An 18,908-nucleotide genomic window follows, 5' to 3' on the forward strand; every position below is an offset into this window, starting at 1 on the left:
CAAGTGATGAGTCGCAAACAACAGTTGCTCAAGCGTCACCGGCGCAACAAGCGCATAGCTCTGCTCAGTGCACTGGTGCTGCTGGTTATTATCGGTGTGCTGGTCGCCTGGTGGGTGCCGCTGATGCTCGCGGTGCTGGGCTGGATCGCCCACGAGGCCTGGTTTGCCGACCATCTTTTCTACTCACCCACTGACGATTATGAGTACAGCTTCCCACCCTACACGCCACAGCCAAAGGTGCACCTGAGCGGCGATCAGCTGCGGCTGGACGATGGTGTCATGCTGGTCGACGATGCGACGCTGGTATTGGCGTTGCGAATCAAAAGCACATGGTTGGGGCGGTTCCTCGATCCGGTGATCGAATTGGCCGGGGGAGATAAACCAGACCGACAGGCTTTCGAACGTGGTGTGGACGGTTTGCGTTACCTGAACCTCAGTGGTCAGGCGCAGACACTGTCACAAGGTAAATTACGTCTGCGCGGGCGTTTCTGCCGATTGCTCGGCGAGCCTGTGCTGTGGGCCTTCGAACATCCCGACTACCGTCGTCAGCGGGTGATGGTCATCGCGCCCCATGCCGATGATGCGGAGTTGGCGGCTTACGGCTTGTACAGCCAGGCCGATGAAGCCTGGATCGTCACGCTGACTGCCGGTGAAATTGAAGCTGAACACTATCAGCAGATGGGATTGGACAAGGTCCAAGCTGCGCGTCTGAAAGGCCGATTGCGAACCTGGGACAGCATTGCAGTGCCGCGTTGGGCGGGGGTGCCCGAAGCACGCTGCGTGCAGCTTGGCTATTTCTGTCTGCAACTGGCGACCATGCAAGCTTCGCCGACTCAGCCGGCAGGCTCGCGCGAGGCGGACCTGAGTGACACTCGCCTGTTTCGCCAGTTGAATCCATTTGCGCTGCCGGGTGATGTCGATGGCGCGCCGACCTGGAACAACCTGGTGGCCGACCTGCGAGAATTGCTGCTGCGGGCTCAGCCCGAGGTGATTGTGCTGCCGCACCCGACCCTCGATCCGCACCCTGATCATATTTGTGCACATGCAGCCGTCCTTGAAGCCTTGAATGGGTTGCAATGGCAACCGACGCTACTGGGATACGCCAATCACTTGCATGACAACGATCGCTGGCCCATGGGTGATGCCGGTGCTGGCGTTGCGCTTGCGCCGAACTTTGATTCGACGCAGACAATGCATCCCTTCTGTCTTTTGCTGGCCCAGGCGCTGCAGCGTGATAAGGCCATGGCGCTGGGAATGATGCATGACCTGCAGCCTCGAGCCCCGCTCAAGCGAAGGTTGCGTCGCACGCTGCAACGGTTGTTAGCCGGGCGCTCCGGTTCGCCTTACGGTGAAAATGATTTTTTTCGCAAAGCTGTGCGCCGCCATGAGCTGTTCTGGCATTTGTAAAGTTTACGGGCCTGAAGTACACCTGCTGTGAGCGGGAAGGGTGTCAGGTGTTGCTGGGTGTGCCTGTTGCGGCAAGGAAAACGATGAAAGTTCTATTTCTGGTACAGAAGGATCAGCGGGCCATCCTGGACCGTTTATATGACGGCGTGGCAGCTCATTGCGAGTGCGACCTACGGTGGCTGAGCAGCGATGAGCAGCGCAACCTGCGCAGTTATTTCCGCCGCGAAGTCGATGTATCGCAATATGACCGAATCGTGTTTTTCCTGCGTTTCAAGCAGGAAATTCGCCAGGTCGGATTTATCCGCACGATTCCCAATCTGGTGATTCTCGAACACGATGCCTACCAGAATTACATTCCTTGCAAGTACACCGGTAAGTTCAGCGCGCACTACCGTCGGCTACCGTGGGCACGAATCATCAGTTCCGGTTTCGTGGTCACCGAGCGTTTGCGTGGCGAAGGATTCGACGCGGTGTTCGTTCCCAAGGGCTACGACCAGACTCAGCTTGAGGATCAAGGTCGAGACCGGGATATCGAACTGGCCTTTGTCGGCAGCACCAACAGCGTTGCCTACAGCGGGCGCAAAGCCCTGCTCGATGAGCTTGCCGACGTCGAACCCCTGGTGGTCACCCGTACGAAATCCGGTGAGGAATACCGCGACACACTCAACCGTATCCGTTTTTTTGTAAGCGCCGATGTCGGCATGGGCGAGTTCATGATCAAGAATTTCGAAGCCATGGCCTGCGGCTGTGTATTGCTGGCCTATGACCAGGGAGAGCCGGAGAGTCAGGCGCTGGGGCTGCGGGATATGCACAACATTGTTTTCTACCGGGACATTGCTCAACTTCGGGAAAAACTGGGCAAATTGCGCAGCGATCCGGATCTGGCAGAGCGTATCGCTCGAAACGGTCGAGACCTGGCTGTCAGTCAGTTCAGTTTTGCGCGAATCGGTCAGCAGATCGTTGAGGCGCTCAATCCGCCTTTGCGAGTTCGTGCGCCGCTGAGTCTGTTGGAAAAGGTCCGGTCGAAGCTGGGTATTTGACAAGCGTTGCCCGGCCATTGATATTGCTGGCGGCCTCTGGTTCTTGTTGGGAATCAGAGGCTTTTTTTCATAGAAAGCGAAATCGCATCGGGTTGCCGATCGTGCGCCCCAGTTATCGGTTGCAGTGGTGAAAAAGTGGTTGGTCCAACAACTGAACGCAATACGGCTTGTCTAAAGAATCCCCAGTCCCGGCTTTTTTCCCTATGAGTATCGTCAACGTCATGTGGGCAAGCGGTGCACCGTTCGCCTCGACTCATAAGGTGCACCACCAGATTTTGTCTCAAGCTCCGGCGGCGGCTTCGATTGAAACGTGGCTGCTTCAGGGGCATGCATCCGAATGTGGCGTGTTCGTCGGCAAGGTCCGTGAGTGGGGATTGTCCTCTGCCCGATTGAAGGGGCGACATTTCTGGCGGCTGACCCAGCCCTGGATGCACTACGGTTTTCAGCGTGCCCTCGAGGCCAGCGATGCGCGGGTGCTACTGCTTGATGGCCTGGGTGTCGCACGCGCGCTGTTACCCGTTGTCGAGGAAATGCCACATCTGCACGCGGTGGTGATTTTCCATGGCTCGACGCGGCTTAATGCGTTTGATCGAGCGCTCTTCAGGCGGCTACCGGCTACCCGGATGACATTGGTCGCGGTGTCACAAACCCTGGCGACTTCATTGAATCAGGATCTGCAACTTCCGGTCATGACCCTGCGTAGTGCTTTCGATCCCGCTGCCTTTCGTTCGGCCTTGCTTACACGCGAGCAAGCGCGTGCCCGTTTAGGTCTGCCTCTGGATAACACACCGGTTCTGGGAGCCGTGGGGCGTCTGGTCGCTGGAAAAGGTTTTGGCTGCCTGCTCGATGCCTTTGCTGCGGCATTGCATGAACGGCCCGATATGCAACTGGTGATTGTTGGCGAGGGGGTGGTCCGTGCCGAACTGGAGGCTCGAATTGAGGCATTGGGCCTGCGCGACAACGTCTTGTTAACGGGGCATCTGAGTGATGTGGCGCAGCTCTATCGAGCATTCGACTGGGTGGCGATGCCGTCACTGAGCGAAGGCCTGGGCCTGATCATGCAGGAAGCGGTCATGGCGGGTGTCCCGGTACTGGCCAGTGACCTCGAAGTATTTCGTGAACAACTTGCCCATAGCGGCTGGTTTGCGCCCGTAGAGGATGTGAACGCCTGGCGCGACGCTATCGTGCGAGCGTTCAACGTCTCGGCCAGGACGATCGCAGCAGATCAGTATCAGGAGCTTGCCCCGGATCAAGCCTGGCAGAGCTTCCGCCAGACGTCCCGGGCATTGCTCTCATGACGGCAGCAATGCCTGTTCGAGTGCGTTCATTGGAAAGCTGTCGTTCAGGTTTTCGCGTGCAATATAGCGAGCGAAGTGCTGCAGGTTGCGCCTGATCAAGTGCCGGGGTAGCGGCGCACGCAGAAAGCGCATGTCCGCCACGTCAATAAGGCCCATGCGTTTGTCTGGAGTAACTACAATGTTGCCTAGGTGCAGTGACCGAAAGTAGATCCCTGATTGATGAAGACTTCGTATCAGCCCCACAAGGTCTGGCAGTGCCTGCTGCCAGGTGAAGCCTTCCTTGCTGGCGATCTGGCGCAGGGTTTCCCCAGGCAGAGGTCGGTAAAGTACCGCCGTCATGCCCGGGGTTTGCAGTTTGTGGTAGTGCAGGACCTCCAGGGTCGGCACGCCAAGTTTTTGCAACTCGACAGCATTGTCGATGAAACGTTTCGAGTAGGGGCGCAGCATCGCGGAAGAAAAAATGCGCTTGCGACGGAACAGTTTGAGAATATTCCCATTCTGCAACAGATAGACTTTCGGCCCGTAGCTGTCGGCTTCAAGTACTCTGGCACCTTCAATCATCTGATTTAGAGTGGCTTGCGAAAGCGGGGAGCATTGCATCGTAGAAAGCCTTGTTGGAAAAGCGGGGCGCTGTGGCGGGCAATGATGCCGAAAAGTTTCAGCTTTAACCATGCCAGGTTGGGTGGGTGAACTCTCACAGGGGTAATTTGATGCAAGAAAAACGCTGGGCGCAAGTATGGATGACGATGGGTTTGTTGTGGTTCCTGTTGGCCATCGCCGCTGCGCCTACGAACAAGATCTATCAACAAGGGTTGGTCACATTGCTGTGGTTGCCAGCGATATTGTTTTCCTGGTCTGCCCGCTCCCGGCTCCGTGAGTTGTTCCTTGAGCAACGCTGGGTCTACCTGCCGATGCTCGGACTTCTGGTCTGGTCATTGATCAGTCTCACATGGACAAACGCCCCGGACGTTTTTCGCGAGGCCAAGCGATTGCTCTATATCGTGGTGTTTGTGCTGTTTTTTTCGGTTTTTGCCAACGGTCGACCCGAGCGCGTGATTCGGACCATGCAATGGGCAGGTGTGGGCTTGTCAGCGACGGCGTTGGTGGCGATGATCAAGTTTTATGGCATTGATGGAAACGCTTGGGCTGCGCGCCTTGAGGGGCTTGGCGAGTTATCTCATCCGATCCTGGGCGGCTATGTCATTGGGTTGGCGGCTGTCTGGCTTGTGTTCTGGCCTCCCAATACCGGCAGGTTGCAAGTGATCTGGGTATCAGCGTTAGGCTTGCTTTGTGCCTTCGTAATGCTCAGTCAGAGTCGTGGTGCGGGGGTGGCTTTGTTTTTCACGGTACTTGCCATGCCGATGTGGTGCGGTGACCGACGCAGTCGCATCATCGCGGCAGCTGCCTTGATTGTGGCCGTGCTCGCAGTCTGGTTTTTCGAATCCTTCGTCGTGGCGCGCGGTATGTCTTATCGCCCGCAAATCCTGATCGCCAGTCTGCAAATGATCGCTGAACATCCATGGCTTGGCCTGGGGCTGGGTGGCGACTATCGGGTGCTCACGTCGGGTCAGGTTTTTGACCATACGCACAATTTGTTTACCCATGTGACCATTGAATTGGGAATACCTGGGCTCCTGTTGTGGTGTGCGATTTGGTTGGCAGTGCTGTACGAGGCATGGAAAGTCCGGGATACGCGTTATGCCAAGGGAATTATCGGAATCTGGCTGTTTTCTACGCTGGCAATGCAATTTGACGCTGCCAGCTTGTCCGGTACGCCAAGGCCAGAATGGTTTATAAGCTGGTTGCCCATAGGTTTGGCCAGTGTTTTGGTATGGGCGCGGGCCAGTTCCGACGCCTGTGATAAAATTTCGCGTTCTTCCTAATCAGTGAGCTCTACGATGAGTGATGCACCGCCTAAAGCGGGACAGGATTCCAGCCTGAAAATCTATCTTCGGCTGCTGGGGTACGTAAAACCCTACGTCGGTCTTTTCCTGCTGAGTATCGTCGGCTTCGTGATCTTTGCCTCGACACAGCCGATGCTGGCCGGGATTCTCAAATATTTCGTCGATGGCTTGAGCAACCCCGAAGCGGTGCTCTTTCCCACGGTCCCCTACCTGAAGGATTTGCAGTTGCTGATGGCCGTGCCGCTGCTGATCATCCTGATTGCTGCATGGCAAGGCCTGGGCTCGTTTCTGGGTAACTATTACCTGGCGAGGGTGTCGTTGGGATTGGTGCATGACTTGCGCGTCGAGTTGTTCAACAAGTTGCTGGTGCTACCCAACCGCTACTTCGACACCCATAACTCCGGGCATCTGATCTCGCGCATCACGTTCAACGTGACGATGGTGACCGGCGCCGCCACGGACGCCATCAAAGTGGTGATCCGCGAAGGCTTGACCGTGGTTTTCCTGTTTGCCTATTTGTTGTGGATGAACTGGAAGCTGACCATTGTGATGCTCGCAATCCTGCCGCTGATTGCATTCATGGTGGGTAACACCAGCAAGAAATTTCGCAAGCAGAGCAAAAAGATCCAGGTGGCCATGGGCGACGTGACTCACGTGGCTTCCGAGACCATTCAGGGCTATCGCGTAGTTCGTAGCTTCGGTGGCGAAAATTACGAGCAGCAACGCTTTGCCGCTGCCAGCCAAGGCAATACCGACAAGCAATTGCGCATGACCAAGACGGGTGCGGTCTATACGCCGATGCTGCAATTGGTGATCTACACCGCCATGGCTGTATTGATGTTCCTGGTGCTGTTCCTGCGTGGCGACGCAACGGCCGGTGATCTGGTGGCCTATATCACCGCCGCCGGCCTGTTGCCCAAACCGATCAGGCAGCTGTCGGAAGTCAGTTCGACTATTCAGAAGGGCGTTGCCGGGGCGGAGAGCATTTTCGAGCAACTCGACGTTGAGCCGGAAATTGATAACGGCACGGTTGAGCGTGATCGTGTCAACGGCCACCTGCTAGTACGCAACCTCTGCTTCACGTATCCGGGAACCGAGCGTGAAGTCTTGAAGAACATCAACTTCTCGGCGGCGCCGGGACAGATGGTCGCGTTGGTCGGTCGCTCTGGCAGCGGCAAGTCGACCCTGGCCAGCCTGATTCCACGTTTCTATCATCACGACGTTGGAGAAATCCTGCTCGATGATGTCGAGATCGAGGACTATCGCCTGCGTAATCTGCGTCGTCATGTTGCGCAAGTCACACAGCATGTCACCCTGTTCAACGACACCATTGCCAACAACATCGCTTACGGTGACCTGGCCGGTGCACCCCGTGCCGACATTGAAAAGGCCGCTACGGATGCATTTGCAATGGACTTCATTTCCCAGATGCCCCAGGGCCTGGATACCCAGGTTGGTGAAAATGGCGTGCTGCTGTCCGGTGGCCAACGCCAGCGTCTGGCGATAGCCCGGGCGCTGTTGAAAAATGCGCCTTTGCTGATCCTCGACGAGGCGACCTCGGCGCTCGACACCGAGTCCGAGCGGCACATTCAGGCCGCGCTGGACCAGGTCATGAAGGGGCGAACCACACTGGTCATCGCTCACCGTTTGTCGACCATCGAAAAAGCTGACCTGATCCTGGTGATGGATCAGGGCCAGATCGTCGAGCGAGGCACCCACGCGCAGTTGCTGGCCCAAAACGGCTACTATTCGCGCCTGCATGCCATGGGTCTGGACACTCCGGCCGAAGACATCGCCTGATGCGAAGCGACAGGGTGAGCCTGACTCACCCTGTCGTCGGTCGTCGCTTTTTTTTGCTCAAAAAATGAGCATTAACGCCCTGCTAATCATCCCGTTGCAGCCGTCGCACAAGCCGACGCCAACCCTGTGTTAATATCGCGCCCCTGTTCATTCTGTATGTGGGTTGCTCCATGAAGTTGTCCATGCCGCGATTCGATCAAGCCCCTGTCTTGGTGGTCGGCGATGTCATGCTCGACCGTTATTGGCATGGTGGTACCTCACGGATTTCTCCTGAGGCACCGGTACCGGTGGTCAAGGTCGATCACATCGAGGACCGCCCGGGCGGTGCCGCCAACGTTGCCTTGAACATTGCCGCCCTCGGCGCACCGGCCTCGCTGGTCGGTGTGACTGGCGACGATGAAGCCGCCAATAGCCTGGTTAATAGCCTCCAGGGCGCAGGCGTACGCGCCATTTTCCAGCGCATTGCGCACCAGCCGACCATCGTCAAGCTGCGGGTCATGAGCCGTCACCAGCAACTGTTGCGGATTGACTTCGAAGAACCATTCGCCACCGATGCTCTGGCATTATCTGCGCAGGTCGACGAATTGCTTGAAGGCATCAAGGTGCTGGTTCTGTCCGACTACGGTAAAGGCGCCCTGAAAAACCATCAGGCGCTGATCCAGGCCGCTCGCGCCCGGGGTATTCCGGTCCTGGCCGATCCCAAGGGCAAGGATTTCTCGATCTATCGTGGCGCAAGCCTGATCACGCCGAACCTCAGCGAGTTCGAAACTATCGTCGGTGGTTGTGCCGATGAGCATGAACTGGTGAACAAGGGCGCGCAGTTGATGCACGACCTGGATCTGGGCGCCTTGCTGGTGACCCGTGGCGAACACGGCATGACCTTGTTACGCCCGGATCACCCGGCACTGCACCTGCCGGCCCGGGCCCGTGAAGTGTTCGACGTGACGGGTGCCGGTGACACGGTGATTTCCACCCTGGCGGCCGCGATCGCCGCAGGTGAAGAACTGCCTCACGCGGTGGCCCTCGCCAACCTGGCGGCTGGCATTGTCGTCGGCAAACTTGGTACGGCAGCCATCAGCGCGCCGGAATTGCGTCGTGCCATTCAGCGCGAAGAAGGTTCCGAGCGCGGTGTTCTGGGGCTTGAGCAACTGCTGCTGGCCGTTGACGATGCCCGTGCGCACAACGAGCGGATTGTATTTACCAACGGTTGCTTCGACATCCTGCATGCCGGCCACGTGACCTACCTTGAGCAGGCACGGGCGCAAGGCGATCGTCTGATCGTTGCGATCAACGATGATGCCTCAGTCAGCCGCCTGAAAGGACCGGGTCGTCCGATCAACAGTGTCGACCGACGCATGGCGGTATTGGCTGGTCTGGGCGCAGTGGATTGGGTGATCAGTTTTCCTGAAGGCACCCCGGAAAACCTGCTGAGCGCAGTCAAGCCGGACGTGCTGGTCAAGGGCGGCGATTACGGGATCGACCAAGTGGTCGGTGCAGACATCGTGACCGCTTACGGCGGTACGGTGAAGGTGCTGGGGTTGGTGGAAAACAGCTCGACCACGGCGATTGTCGAGAAAATCCGCAAGTCTGAATAAAGGTTAAAAGATCGCAACCTGCGGCAGCTCCTACAGGGATACGCATTCCTGTGTAGGGGCTGCCGCAGGCTGCGTTTTTTTGCTTTCAGGAACTGACTTTTTTGCGCGGAACGATTTTCTTCAACAGCAATTTTGCTTTCCCGCGCAGCCGGGCCAGACCTGAATCTTTGCTCGGCGGGGTCAAACCCTGCTGGCGCACCCAATCCTTCCAGCGAATTCGTTCATCCCTCACCAGCCAACCTTCCTGGCGGGCAAAACTCTCGGCCAGATACAGCCCGCGTGTGCTTGCTGGATACAGCTGGTCCTTTTTCAAGGTATAGAGTTCGGCCGTGGGGTGGCCATCCTTCAGGGGCATCAGGTACAGGTCGGGGCGCTTGCGATCGAGGCGAGCGACGAGTTGATCACCTTCCAGCCTTTCGTCGACGTGAAACAGGCTCAGGGATTTGGCTTCCTTGGGGACGTCCAGACGCAAGTCGTAGATCAGTTGCAGCGATGCTGTCGGTAAATGCACATATGCCCGCGGCCGTTCAATCAACATCAGATTGGCGCAGCGCACCGGTCGTGCCGAGCCGGACAGGGGCGTCAGGCGAAACGGCAAGGCTTCCCGGTAATGCAGGGCGGCGGAGTAGGGCGCAGGCAGCCAGGTTTCATTGAAGCGTCCACCAAGCCAGCCTTCCGGGGTCTCCAGCAAGCACTCCTCGGCAATCTCCTGAATTGCCGTGTGCAATGGCAGATTCAGTTCATGAGCCGGCACATAACCAGAGATCAACTTGAGCACGACGTCCCCACGATCCTGGCGGCGCTGGCGAACCAGCACCCAATAGTCGCGATTCTGCCAATGCAGTGTCAGACGTACCGAAACCCCGAGATTGGCCAGTTCCAGGGCAAACCGTTCACTGTTGTCTACCGTCACCGGGCGACGGCGTTGCAGGGTCTGGGAGAAGTTCAGCGGCCTCCCGACGCTCTGGTAAGTCAGGCCTTCGGGGGTCGCTTCGACGAATAACGGCAGGGTCTTGAAGTTGCTCGGGTTCTTTCTTATGAGCGTACGCGGCATGTCGGCTCCTGCTTAAGGCCGCGTGGGGCGGCATCAGTTGCTACGTAGGACCTGGGCAACGGTCGCGACGTTATGGGCGAGGTGCAGCGGATTGATGGTCCCGACAATAGCACTGGCAACGCCCGGACGTTCAAACAACAACTCGAAACTGGCGCGCACCGGATCAACACCCGGGCTCAGGCAGACATGACCGCTGGCCAAGGCTTTTTTGACCAGAATGGCTTTGCCGTGTGCAGCAGCATAGTCAATCACGGCCTTCTCGTTTTGTTCGTTCAGATTGTAGGTGACCATGGCGCAATCGCCTTGCTCCAGTGCCTTCAAGCCACCGTCGACGGTTTTGCCGGAAAAGCCGAAGCCGCGAATCTTGCCTTCTTTCTTGAGTGCGGCGAGGGTCGCATAGACCTCGCAGTCGTTGAGAATCGCCAGATCGTTGCCGTCGGAGTGCACCAGCACCAGGTCGATGAAATCCGTTTCCAGACGTTGCAGGCTACGCTCCACGGAAAGCCGGGTATGAGCGGCACTGAAGTCGTGGCGCGACTGACCATCGGCAAATTCTTCACCGACCTTGCTGACAATCACCCAATCCTGACGTTGACCGCGCAGCAACGGGCCAAGTCGTTCTTCGCTGCGGCCATAGGCCGGGGCGGTGTCGATCAGATTGATACCCATGTCGCGGGCGAGCTTGAGCAACATGCGCGCGTCGTCGTCGCCGGGGATCTGGAAACCATTGGGGTACTTCACCCCTTGATCACGACCCAGTTTCACCGTGCCCAAGCCCAGCGGCGACACCCGCAAGCCGGTGCTGCCCAGTGGGCGATGCAAGTCGTGCAATGTCGGTTGGCTCATGGCAGCAGTTGCTCCCAGGCAGGTACACCCATTGGCGGCTTTGGCAGTTCAGGCAGCGGTGCCGGATGGCTTGGCTGGATGCCGTCGCGGGTCAGGCTGGCGATCACCCGGTCGGCGAAGTCCGGCGCCAGGGCCAGTTTGGTTGGCCAGCCCACCAGCAAACGCCCCTCTTCGGCCACGAATGCGTTGTCGGGTCGGACGAGGCCCGATTGCAGTGGCTCGGCGCGATCCACGCGCAGAGTCGCCCATTGCACCGTGCTCTGGTCGATCCACGGTAGCAATTGGCCGATTTCTTTCTGTGCTGTGGCGATTTGTTCGGCAGGTTCTCGGGCCACGCCCTCGGCTTCGGCGATATCGCCACCCATGTACCAGACCCATTGGCTATCCGCCGCCGGGTGCGTGGTCACGGTGATGCGAGGTTTGGTGCCGCCGCCCAGGCAGTGGGCATACAGCGGTTTGAGGCTCGGGCCTTTGGCGATGATCATGTGCAGCGGCCGACGCTGCATGGCGGGTCGACTCAACCCCAGCGTTTCAAGCAATGCTGCCGTCCCGGCGCCCGCGCTCAGGACGATGCGCTGGGCGCGGATTTCGCGCCCATCCACTTTAAGGCCGACCAGCACGCCGCCATCCAGCAGTGGTTCGACTGCCTGGCCGGCAAGCAAGCCGTCACCGGCCAGATCGGCCAGGCGCTGGATCAGACTCGGCACGTCGATCACCAGTTCTGCCAGGCGATAGACTTTGCCCTTGAAGCGTTTGTCTTGCAGGGCGGGCGGCAACTGGTCGCCCTTGACCTGATCGACGCGGCCGCGCACGGCTTTGCTGGCAAAGAAACTGGTGAGGTTGCCGGCGATCGTGCCGGGGGACCAGAGGTAATGGGCTTCGGACAGCAGTCGCACACCGGACAGGTCCAGTTCGCCGTCACCGGCCAGGGCTTCACGCCAGCGTCGCGGCATGTCGGCGATGGCTTCCGAGGCACCGGTCAGTGCGCCATGCAAGGCGTACTTGGCACCACCATGGATGATGCCCTGGGACTTCACGCTCTGCCCGCCGCCGAGGCTGGCGTTCTCCACTAGCACGGTCGAAAAACCTTCGCGGCGAAGACGCGCATTGAGCCAGAGGCCGGCGACACCAGCGCCGACAATCAGAACGTCGGTGGAAATAACGGATGGCATTCGGCGACCTCAGTGTTCAAGACGAGGGCGCAGTATACAAGGCATCTTCAGGATGCAGGTGAGCCTGTAGGAGGCGGCTTGCTGAGATCCAGCCAAAGCGGTGTGCCGGATGCACCGCTATCGCCAGCAAGCCGGCTCCTGCAGAGTGTCAGTGACCCGCAGTTTTGGAGAACAGCTGAATCACCACGACACCCAGCACAATCAACGCCATCCCCAGCATCGCCGGCACATCCAGTTTCTGCCCGTAGATAAACAGCGCCGCGACGCTGACCATCACGATGCCCATGCCGGCCCACACCGCGTATGCCACGCCCACCGGCACGCTGCGCACCACCAGCGTCAGCATCCAGAACGCAATGCCGTAGCCGACGATCACCAGCAGCAGTGGTAATGGCGTGCTGAAGCCTTTGACGGCTTTCATCGAAACAGTGGCAATCACTTCGGCGCAGATGGCTATGGCCAGGTAGTAGTAAGCGGTCATGGGTCAATCCTCGTGTGAAGTGTTGCTTTCTGAGCTTGGCATTCTAGGGATTCTCCAGATGCGGTAAAGTCATTACCTATCTGCTATAGAGATGGGTTAGTCCATGAACATGCAATGGAATCTGGAACAGCTGCGGTTGTTCGTCAGCGTCGCGGAACAGCGTTCGTTTTCCGCCGTGGCGCGGGATCAGCGCAAGGCGCAGTCGGCAGTCAGCAGTGCGATTGCGTTGCTGGAGGAAGACCTCGGCGTCAGCCTGTTTGATCGTAGCAGTGGCCGTCAGCCGAAGCTCACCGAAGCCGGCGCTGGATTATTGGAGGAAGCACGGGAAGTGCTGCGCCAGTGCGAACGTCTCAATGGCCGGGCACTGGCGTTGATGCGCGGTCAGGAAGCGCGCCTGCGCCTGGCCCAGGATGAGGCGATGCCTTATCAACCGATCATTGAAAGCTTCGAGGCCCTGGCGGAAAAATTTCCCAGCCTTGAAGTGCAATTGACCAGCGCGGCTCAGGGCGATGTCGCGCGCAAGCTGGTGGAGCGTCGCGCCGATCTCGGTTTGCTGTTCTTCCACGACCAGATTCCCGAAGCCCTGGAACGACGCGTGCTCGGCAGCGTGGAAATGGTCACTGTGTGTGGTGTTGATCATCCGCTGGCGAAGCAAGGTCGGATCGACTGCCAACAGCTGGCGAAGCACCGACAGTTGCTAATGTCGACTCAGTCCAGCGTGTATCCCGGCAGCGAACCGGCCAGCCCGCAAGTGTGGCGTGCCGACAGTTTCTATGTGATGGCTGAGTGGCTGGTGCGCGGACTCGGCTGGGCCTGGCTGCCGCGCCACGTGGTGCAGTATCCGACCTATCAGAATCAGATGGTCGAACTGGACAGCGAATGGACGCCGCCAGCCCTGGTCGTTGAGCTGGTCTGGCGCCGTGACGAACCGCTGGGGCCGGCCGCTCGCTGGCTCGCTGAACGTTTTGCCGTGCACTTGCAGGCGATCGGCGAGAAAAGCCGATAAACTCCGCCGCCATGAATAGAACTCTCTATACCGCGCTGTTTTATCTGGGGCTGCCATTGGTAGCGTTTCGGCTGTGGCTGCGGGCGCGCAAGGCACCGGCGTATGCCAAACGCATCGGCGAGCGTTTCTCGTATGGCATGCCTGCGATGAAACCGGGCGGTATTTGGGTGCACGCGGTGTCGGTGGGTGAAAGCATCGCCGCGGCGCCGATGATCCGCGCGTTGCTGGAACGCTATCCTGCGTTGCCGATCACCGTAACCTGCATGACCCCGACCGGGTCGGAACGCATCCAGGCGTTGTTCGCCAATGAGCCGCGCATCCAGCACTGCTATTTGCCGTACGACTTGCCGTGCGCTGCCCGGCGTTTCCTTGATCGGGTCCAGCCAAAACTGGCGGTGATCATGGAAACCGAACTGTGGCCCAACCACATCCATCAATGTGCCAAGCGCGGGATTCCGGTGGCGCTGGCCAATGCACGGCTGTCCGAGCGATCTGCCAAGGGCTACGGTCGTTTCCGCAAGTTGACGCAGCCGATGCTCGCCGAGATGAGCCTGTTCGCGGTGCAGACCGAAACCGAGGCCCAGCGTTTCCTCGACCTGGGCGCCAGAGCTGAAACAGTTGAGGTGACAGGCTCGATCAAGTTCGACCTGACCATCGATCCGCGGTTGCTTCAGCGTGCCGACGCGTTGCGTGGGCAGTGGCAAGCCCGGGAGCGTCCGGTATGGATCGCCGCCAGTACGCACGAAGGTGAAGATGAAGTGGTGCTGGCGGCCCATCGCCGGTTGTTGGCCAATCATCCCGATGCCTTGCTGATTCTGGTGCCGCGTCATCCGGAACGCTTCAATTCGGTGTATGCGTTGTGTCAGCAGCAAGGGCTCGCCACGGTCCGTCGTTCCACCGGCAATGCAGTCGACGCAGACACCAGCGTGCTGTTGGGCGACACCATGGGCGAGTTGCTGTTTCTCTATGCGCTGGCCGACAGTGCGTTCGTCGGTGGCAGCCTGGTCCCCAGCGGCGGGCATAACCTGCTGGAACCGGCGGCATTGGCCAAACCGGTGTTGAGCGGGCCGCATCTGTTCAACTTCCTGGAAATCGCCGCGCAATTGCGCAGCGCCGGGGCGTTGCAGGAAGTGGAGGACGCAGAAGGACTGGCGCTGGCGGTGCAGCGACTGTTTGAGTTGCCGCGGGATGCCCAGCGGATGGCTGAGGCGGGATTGAAAGTGATGCGCACCAACCAGGGCGCGTTGCAGCGTTTGCTGGATGGGTTGGGGCGGTTGATCGACAGATTTTGAGCCTGCTGGTGATCCTTTGTGGCGAGGGGGGCTTGCCCCCGTTCGGCTGCGAAACAGTCGTAATTCCTGCGGCTACGGTGCCGTAGAAAAATGCTATTGCAGATTTTGGGGCCGCTTCGCGACCCAACGGGGGCAAGCCCCCTCGCCACAGGAATGACTTTTACTGGTCAGGTCGCGCTTTCAACTGCTCTTCTGCCGCCTTGGCCAGATCCGGTGGCAGGAAATCCTTGTCCGGGTTGTAGTTGGGATTGAGCCAGCGTGCCAGGTCTTGTAGATCCCCCGGATTCAACGTGCCGGCCTGCTGCTTCAGACGCAGGTTGTCGAGGATGTAGTCGTAGCGGGTGTTGTTGTAGTCGCGCACCGAGGTGTAGAGCTGACGCTGCGCATCCAGCACGTCGACGATGTTTCGTGTACCCACCTGATAGCCGATTTCGGTCGCTTCCACCGCGCTCTGGTTGGAGATAATCGATTGCTTGCGCGCCTGTACCTGCTCGACGTCGGTATTCACCGCGCGGTGCAGGTCGCGGGTGTTTTCCACGATGCTGCGGCGCAGGGATTCGCGTTGCTGCTCGGTCTGGTCCAGTTGTGCATAGGACTGGCGCACCTGGGAGTTGATCAGGCCGCCGCTGTAGATCGGGATGTTCAGTTGCAGGCCCACGGTCGTTTGCTCGACGTTGCCGCCGTAGGGTTGGCCCAGGGGAACGGGATTGCTGAAGCCCAGTGCATCGTTGTCGCCTTTCTCGTATTTGGCGATCGCGTCCAGCGTCGGCAAGTGTCCGGACTTGCGTTGCTTGACGGTCTGCTCGGCGGCGCTGACGGCATAGTTGCTGGCCAGCAGATTGAGGTTCTGCCTGCCCGCCGTTTCGACCCAGGCCTTGGCGTCGTTCGGAACTGGCGGCAGGATCGGCAGGTTATGGCTGATGCCCCAAATCGATTTGTACTGACGGTTGGTCAGGGTGATCAGGGCTTCAAACGCATCATCCACCTGACGCTGCGCGACGATCCGGTTGGCGCGTGCGGTGTCGTAACTGGCTTGCGAGTTCAGCACGTCGGTCTTGTCCGACAGGCCGACGTCAAAGCGTTCCTTGGACTGATCGAGCTGGCGTTTGAACGCCGCTTCTTCGGCCTTGTTCGAGGCCAGGTTGTCCTGGCTGCGCAGCACGTTGAAGTAGCTGTCGGCGGTTTGCAGGATCAGGTTTTGCTCGGTCGCCGAGAGTTGCAGGGCGGCCTGTTCGTTGACTTCCTTGGCGGCCTGGAACTGGAACCAGCGATCAGCCCGGAACAACGGCTGCGCCAAAGTGGCCTGGTAGGAGTGAGCATCGCGATTGGACGTGGCGGACGGCTGATCGAGAGCCGTACGCACTTCGGAAATATTTGCGCCACCCGATAGGTTCGGCAACAGCCCGGCGCGGGCCTGGGGTACGACTTCCTTCTGTGCGCCGTATTGGGCGATGGCAGCCGCCAGATCAGCGTTATTGTCCACAGCTTCCTGATAAACACTGACCAGATCCGTCTTGGTCGATAAGGGCGCTTCTGCTGCCCAGGCCATTCCGTTGGACGCACAAGACACGGCAAGGGCCAGTGAGAGTTTGCGCAGCATAGACGATCCCTAGATTAAATATTACACAGGTAATTTGAGCGCCAAGGCTAAGGCGCTGCTCGTACGACGTCAATGCGCAGCTTGGCGTAGCGAGTGTAGTTGCGCAATCAGGCGGCAACAATCCTGGTTCGGCGTGTTATTGCGCCTTTCATCATGGCGTTTGCAACGGGGTTGGCGTTCTTCGCCCGTTGTGTCTAGACTGGGCGCGTTCTTGTCGGGGTGCCTTGCTATGAGGCTGAGATCGAATAATTTCGGATCCCGTTGAACCTGATCAGGTTAGCGCCTGCGTAGGGAACAAGATTTCTCGTCACCCGGCGAGTCCTCTTGTGCTTCGTCCGGGATGTTGTTCGACAATCGAACACCCCTCGAGCACTGAGCACAGCACAGCTGGTTTTCCCAGCGCCCGTGCGTCCATTCGTTTACAGGTTCGCTCCGACAAAAATCCACTGCCTGGATGCTGTCTGGAGAACCCGTGATGACTACAAAAGCAAAAATCGCCACCAACCTGAGTGACTCGGCCAAGGTCGATCAGCAATCGGTTCAGCCGTTTACCCGCTCGCAAAAAATCTATGTTCAGGGCACTCGCCCGGACATTCTCGTGCCGATGCGCGAAATCAGCCTCGACGTGACGCCGACCGACTTCGGCGGCGAGGTCAACGCGCCGGTAGTGGTGTACGACACCTCGGGCCCGTACACCGACCCCAATGTCATCATCGATGTGCGCAAAGGCCTGGCCGACGTGCGTTCGCCGTGGATCGAATCCCGTGGCGACACCGAGCGCCTGAACGGCCTGAGCTCCAACTTCGGCCAGGAACGCCTCGCCGACCCGGAATTGACCAAGCTGCGGTTTGCCCACGTCAACAACCCGCGCCGCGCCAAGCCGGGTGCCAACGTCAGCCAGATGCACTATGCGCGTCAGGGCATCATCACCGCCGAGATGGAATACGTCGCCATCCGCGAAAACATGAAGCTGGAAGTGGCCCGCGCCGCCGGCCTGCTGGACCAGCAACACGCCGGCCACAGCTTCGGCGCCAGCGTGCCGAAAATCATCACCCCTGAATTCGTCCGTGACGAAATCGCCCGTGGCCGCGCGATCATTCCGGCCAACATCAACCACACCGAACTGGAACCGATGATCATCGGCCGTAACTTCCTGGTGAAGATCAACGGCAACATCGGCAACAGCGCACTGGGTTCGTCCATCGAAGAAGAAGTGGCGAAACTGACCTGGGGCATTCGCTGGGGGTCGGACACGGTCATGGACCTGTCCACTGGCAAACACATCCACGAAACCCGCGAGTGGATCATCCGTAATTCGCCGGTGCCAATCGGTACGGTGCCGATCTACCAGGCCCTGGAAAAAGTCGGCGGCGCGGCCGAAGACCTGACTTGGGAGCTGTTCCGCGACACGCTGATCGAACAGGCCGAGCAGGGCGTCGACTACTTCACCATTCACGCCGGCGTACTGTTGCGCTACGTGCCGATGACCGCCAAGCGCGTGACCGGCATCGTCTCCCGTGGCGGTTCGATCATGGCCAAGTGGTGCCTGGCGCACCACAAAGAGAACTTCCTCTATACCCACTTCGAAGACATCTGCGAAATCATGAAGGCCTACGACGTCAGCTTCTCGCTGGGCGATGGCCTGCGTCCGGGCTCGATTGCCGACGCCAACGACGAAGCGCAGTTCGGCGAGCTGGAGACCCTTGGCGAACTGACCAAGATTGCCTGGAAGCATGACGTGCAGTGCATGATCGAAGGCCCGGGCCACGTGCCGATGCAGTTGATCAAAGAGAACATGGACAAGCAGCTGGAATGCTGTGACGAGGCGCCGTTCTACACCCTCGGCCCGCTGACTACCGACATCGCGCCCGGCTACGACCACATCACCTCCGGTATCGGTGCAGCGATGATCGGCTGGTTCGGTTGCGCCATGCTTTGCTACGTCACGCCGAAAGAACACTTGGGCCTGCCGAACAAGGATGACGTGAAGACCGGCATCATCACCTACAAGATTGCCGCCCACGCCGCCGATCTGGCGAAGGGGCACCCGGGCGCGCAGATCCGCGACAATGCCTTGAGCAAGGCGCGTTTCGAATTCCGTTGGGAAGACCAGTTCAACCTGGGCCTCGATCCGGACACCGCCCGTTCGTATCACGATGAGACGCTGCCGAAGGATTCGGCCAAGGTCGCGCACTTCTGCTCCATGTGCGGGCCGAAATTCTGCTCGATGAAAATCACCCAGGAAGTCCGCGAATACGCGGCCAACCAACGGATCGAAGCGGTCGACGCGGACGTCGCCCAGGGCATGGCCGAACAGGCGGAGCGCTTCAAGCAGGAAGGCAGTCAGCTGTACCAGAAAGTTTGATGCCAACTGTAGGAGCCGGCTTGCTGGCGATTGCGGCGCCTCTGATGC

At 59.1% G+C, this 18,908-nt stretch carries 15 protein-coding genes and 1 riboswitch; of the genes, 9 read left to right on the forward strand and 6 right to left on the reverse strand.

What is annotated here, in order from left to right; translation table 11 throughout:
• Positions 1-6 precede the first annotated feature (6 nt).
• The 3 genes from AD668_RS01390 (at position 7) to AD668_RS01400 (ending at position 3,745) form a co-directional block, all read left to right on the forward strand.
• On the forward strand, positions 7-1,407 hold the full coding sequence (locus tag AD668_RS01390) for a PIG-L deacetylase family protein (RefSeq protein ID WP_053154089.1): 1,401 nt from the start codon (positions 7-9) through the stop codon (positions 1,405-1,407).
• Between the two features lie 83 nt (positions 1,408-1,490).
• Positions 1,491-2,447 (forward strand): glycosyltransferase, encoded by a 957-nt coding sequence (locus tag AD668_RS01395; RefSeq protein WP_053153573.1) that lies wholly within the window; start codon positions 1,491-1,493, stop codon positions 2,445-2,447.
• Positions 2,448-2,650: 203 nt separating this feature from the next.
• Entirely contained in the window at positions 2,651-3,745 is a 1,095-nt protein-coding gene (locus AD668_RS01400; RefSeq protein WP_053153576.1) for a glycosyltransferase, read from the forward strand.
• Here AD668_RS01400 and AD668_RS01405 read toward each other — a convergent pair.
• Positions 3,740-4,306 (reverse strand): toluene tolerance protein, encoded by a 567-nt coding sequence (locus tag AD668_RS01405; RefSeq protein ID WP_256220553.1) that lies wholly within the window; start codon positions 4,304-4,306, stop codon positions 3,740-3,742. The genes AD668_RS01400 and AD668_RS01405 overlap by 6 nt on opposite strands.
• 149 nt (positions 4,307-4,455) lie before the next feature.
• On the opposite strand from AD668_RS01405, the gene AD668_RS01410 reads away from it, so the two are divergent.
• From AD668_RS01410 to hldE, 3 genes are all read left to right on the forward strand, one after another.
• Complete coding sequence (locus AD668_RS01410) at positions 4,456-5,628, forward strand: O-antigen ligase (protein WP_053153582.1); 1,173 nt, start codon at positions 4,456-4,458, stop codon at positions 5,626-5,628.
• Between the two features lie 15 nt (positions 5,629-5,643).
• Positions 5,644-7,449, forward strand: coding sequence for a lipid A export permease/ATP-binding protein MsbA (msbA, locus tag AD668_RS01415; RefSeq protein WP_053153585.1), 1,806 nt, complete (start codon positions 5,644-5,646; stop codon positions 7,447-7,449).
• A gap of 170 nt (positions 7,450-7,619) precedes the next feature.
• On the forward strand, positions 7,620-9,044 hold the full coding sequence (hldE, locus tag AD668_RS01420; RefSeq protein WP_053153588.1) for a bifunctional D-glycero-beta-D-manno-heptose-7-phosphate kinase/D-glycero-beta-D-manno-heptose 1-phosphate adenylyltransferase HldE: 1,425 nt from the start codon (positions 7,620-7,622) through the stop codon (positions 9,042-9,044).
• Between the two features lie 85 nt (positions 9,045-9,129).
• On the opposite strand, the gene AD668_RS01425 is transcribed toward hldE, so the two are convergent.
• From AD668_RS01425 to AD668_RS01440, 4 genes are all read right to left on the reverse strand, one after another.
• The gene (locus tag AD668_RS01425) at positions 9,130-10,098 is read right to left on the reverse strand and encodes a hypothetical protein (RefSeq protein WP_053153591.1); all 969 of its coding nucleotides are present in this window, start codon (positions 10,096-10,098) and stop codon (positions 9,130-9,132) included.
• Positions 10,099-10,131: 33 nt separating this feature from the next.
• Positions 10,132-10,944: an aldo/keto reductase gene (locus AD668_RS01430; protein ID WP_053153594.1), complete on the reverse strand. Its 813-nt coding sequence runs from the start codon at positions 10,942-10,944 to the stop codon at positions 10,132-10,134.
• The gene (locus AD668_RS01435; RefSeq protein ID WP_053153597.1) at positions 10,941-12,116 is read right to left on the reverse strand and encodes an FAD-binding oxidoreductase; all 1,176 of its coding nucleotides are present in this window, start codon (positions 12,114-12,116) and stop codon (positions 10,941-10,943) included. The genes AD668_RS01430 and AD668_RS01435 overlap by 4 nt, the downstream gene beginning before the upstream one ends.
• Positions 12,117-12,264: 148 nt before the next feature.
• Complete coding sequence (locus tag AD668_RS01440) at positions 12,265-12,597, reverse strand: multidrug efflux SMR transporter (protein ID WP_008004867.1); 333 nt, start codon at positions 12,595-12,597, stop codon at positions 12,265-12,267.
• Positions 12,598-12,700: 103 nt separating this feature from the next.
• Between AD668_RS01440 and AD668_RS01445 the strand changes: the two genes are divergently transcribed.
• Together AD668_RS01445 and waaA are read left to right on the forward strand one after the other, a co-directional pair.
• A complete protein-coding gene (locus AD668_RS01445) occupies positions 12,701-13,603 on the forward strand; it encodes a LysR family transcriptional regulator (RefSeq protein WP_172681776.1) in 903 nt (300 codons plus the stop codon).
• Between the two features lie 11 nt (positions 13,604-13,614).
• Positions 13,615-14,895, forward strand: a complete 1,281-nt coding sequence (gene waaA / locus AD668_RS01450; protein WP_053153602.1) for a lipid IV(A) 3-deoxy-D-manno-octulosonic acid transferase — start codon at positions 13,615-13,617, stop codon at positions 14,893-14,895.
• A 160-nt stretch (positions 14,896-15,055) separates the two neighbouring features.
• On the opposite strand, the gene AD668_RS01455 is transcribed toward waaA, so the two are convergent.
• Positions 15,056-16,495, reverse strand: a complete 1,440-nt coding sequence (locus tag AD668_RS01455) for a TolC family outer membrane protein (RefSeq protein WP_053153605.1) — start codon at positions 16,493-16,495, stop codon at positions 15,056-15,058.
• Between the two features lie 205 nt (positions 16,496-16,700).
• Positions 16,701-16,806: riboswitch (TPP riboswitch) on the forward strand.
• Between the two features lie 164 nt (positions 16,807-16,970).
• Between AD668_RS01455 and thiC the strand changes: the two genes are divergently transcribed.
• A complete protein-coding gene (gene thiC / locus AD668_RS01460; RefSeq protein ID WP_053153608.1) occupies positions 16,971-18,860 on the forward strand; it encodes a phosphomethylpyrimidine synthase ThiC in 1,890 nt (629 codons plus the stop codon).
• Positions 18,861-18,908 lie beyond the last annotated feature (48 nt).

This window comes from Pseudomonas sp. P1.8 (assembly GCF_001269805.1).
Taxonomy (GTDB): domain Bacteria; phylum Pseudomonadota; class Gammaproteobacteria; order Pseudomonadales; family Pseudomonadaceae; genus Aquipseudomonas.

What these genes read in the sequence shown, in the direction of transcription:
- AD668_RS01390 (WP_053154089.1), top strand. Translation starts at nt 7, where the DNA reads ATGAGTCGCAAACAACAGTTGCTCAAGCGTCACCGGCGCAACAAGCGC.
- AD668_RS01430 (WP_053153594.1), bottom strand. Translation starts at nt 10,944, where the DNA reads ATGAGCCAACCGACATTGCACGACTTGCATCGCCCACTGGGCAGCACC.
- AD668_RS01405 (WP_256220553.1), bottom strand. Translation starts at nt 4,306, where the DNA reads ATGATTGAAGGTGCCAGAGTACTTGAAGCCGACAGCTACGGGCCGAAA.
- msbA (WP_053153585.1), top strand. Translation starts at nt 5,644, where the DNA reads ATGAGTGATGCACCGCCTAAAGCGGGACAGGATTCCAGCCTGAAAATC.
- AD668_RS01425 (WP_053153591.1), bottom strand. Translation starts at nt 10,098, where the DNA reads ATGCCGCGTACGCTCATAAGAAAGAACCCGAGCAACTTCAAGACCCTG.
- AD668_RS01410 (WP_053153582.1), top strand. Translation starts at nt 4,456, where the DNA reads ATGCAAGAAAAACGCTGGGCGCAAGTATGGATGACGATGGGTTTGTTG.
- waaA (WP_053153602.1), top strand. Translation starts at nt 13,615, where the DNA reads ATGAATAGAACTCTCTATACCGCGCTGTTTTATCTGGGGCTGCCATTG.
- AD668_RS01445 (WP_172681776.1), top strand. Translation starts at nt 12,701, where the DNA reads ATGAACATGCAATGGAATCTGGAACAGCTGCGGTTGTTCGTCAGCGTC.
- AD668_RS01400 (WP_053153576.1), top strand. Translation starts at nt 2,651, where the DNA reads ATGAGTATCGTCAACGTCATGTGGGCAAGCGGTGCACCGTTCGCCTCG.
- AD668_RS01455 (WP_053153605.1), bottom strand. Translation starts at nt 16,495, where the DNA reads ATGCTGCGCAAACTCTCACTGGCCCTTGCCGTGTCTTGTGCGTCCAAC.
- AD668_RS01395 (WP_053153573.1), top strand. Translation starts at nt 1,491, where the DNA reads ATGAAAGTTCTATTTCTGGTACAGAAGGATCAGCGGGCCATCCTGGAC.
- thiC (WP_053153608.1), top strand. Translation starts at nt 16,971, where the DNA reads ATGACTACAAAAGCAAAAATCGCCACCAACCTGAGTGACTCGGCCAAG.
- hldE (WP_053153588.1), top strand. Translation starts at nt 7,620, where the DNA reads ATGAAGTTGTCCATGCCGCGATTCGATCAAGCCCCTGTCTTGGTGGTC.
- AD668_RS01440 (WP_008004867.1), bottom strand. Translation starts at nt 12,597, where the DNA reads ATGACCGCTTACTACTACCTGGCCATAGCCATCTGCGCCGAAGTGATT.
- AD668_RS01435 (WP_053153597.1), bottom strand. Translation starts at nt 12,116, where the DNA reads ATGCCATCCGTTATTTCCACCGACGTTCTGATTGTCGGCGCTGGTGTC.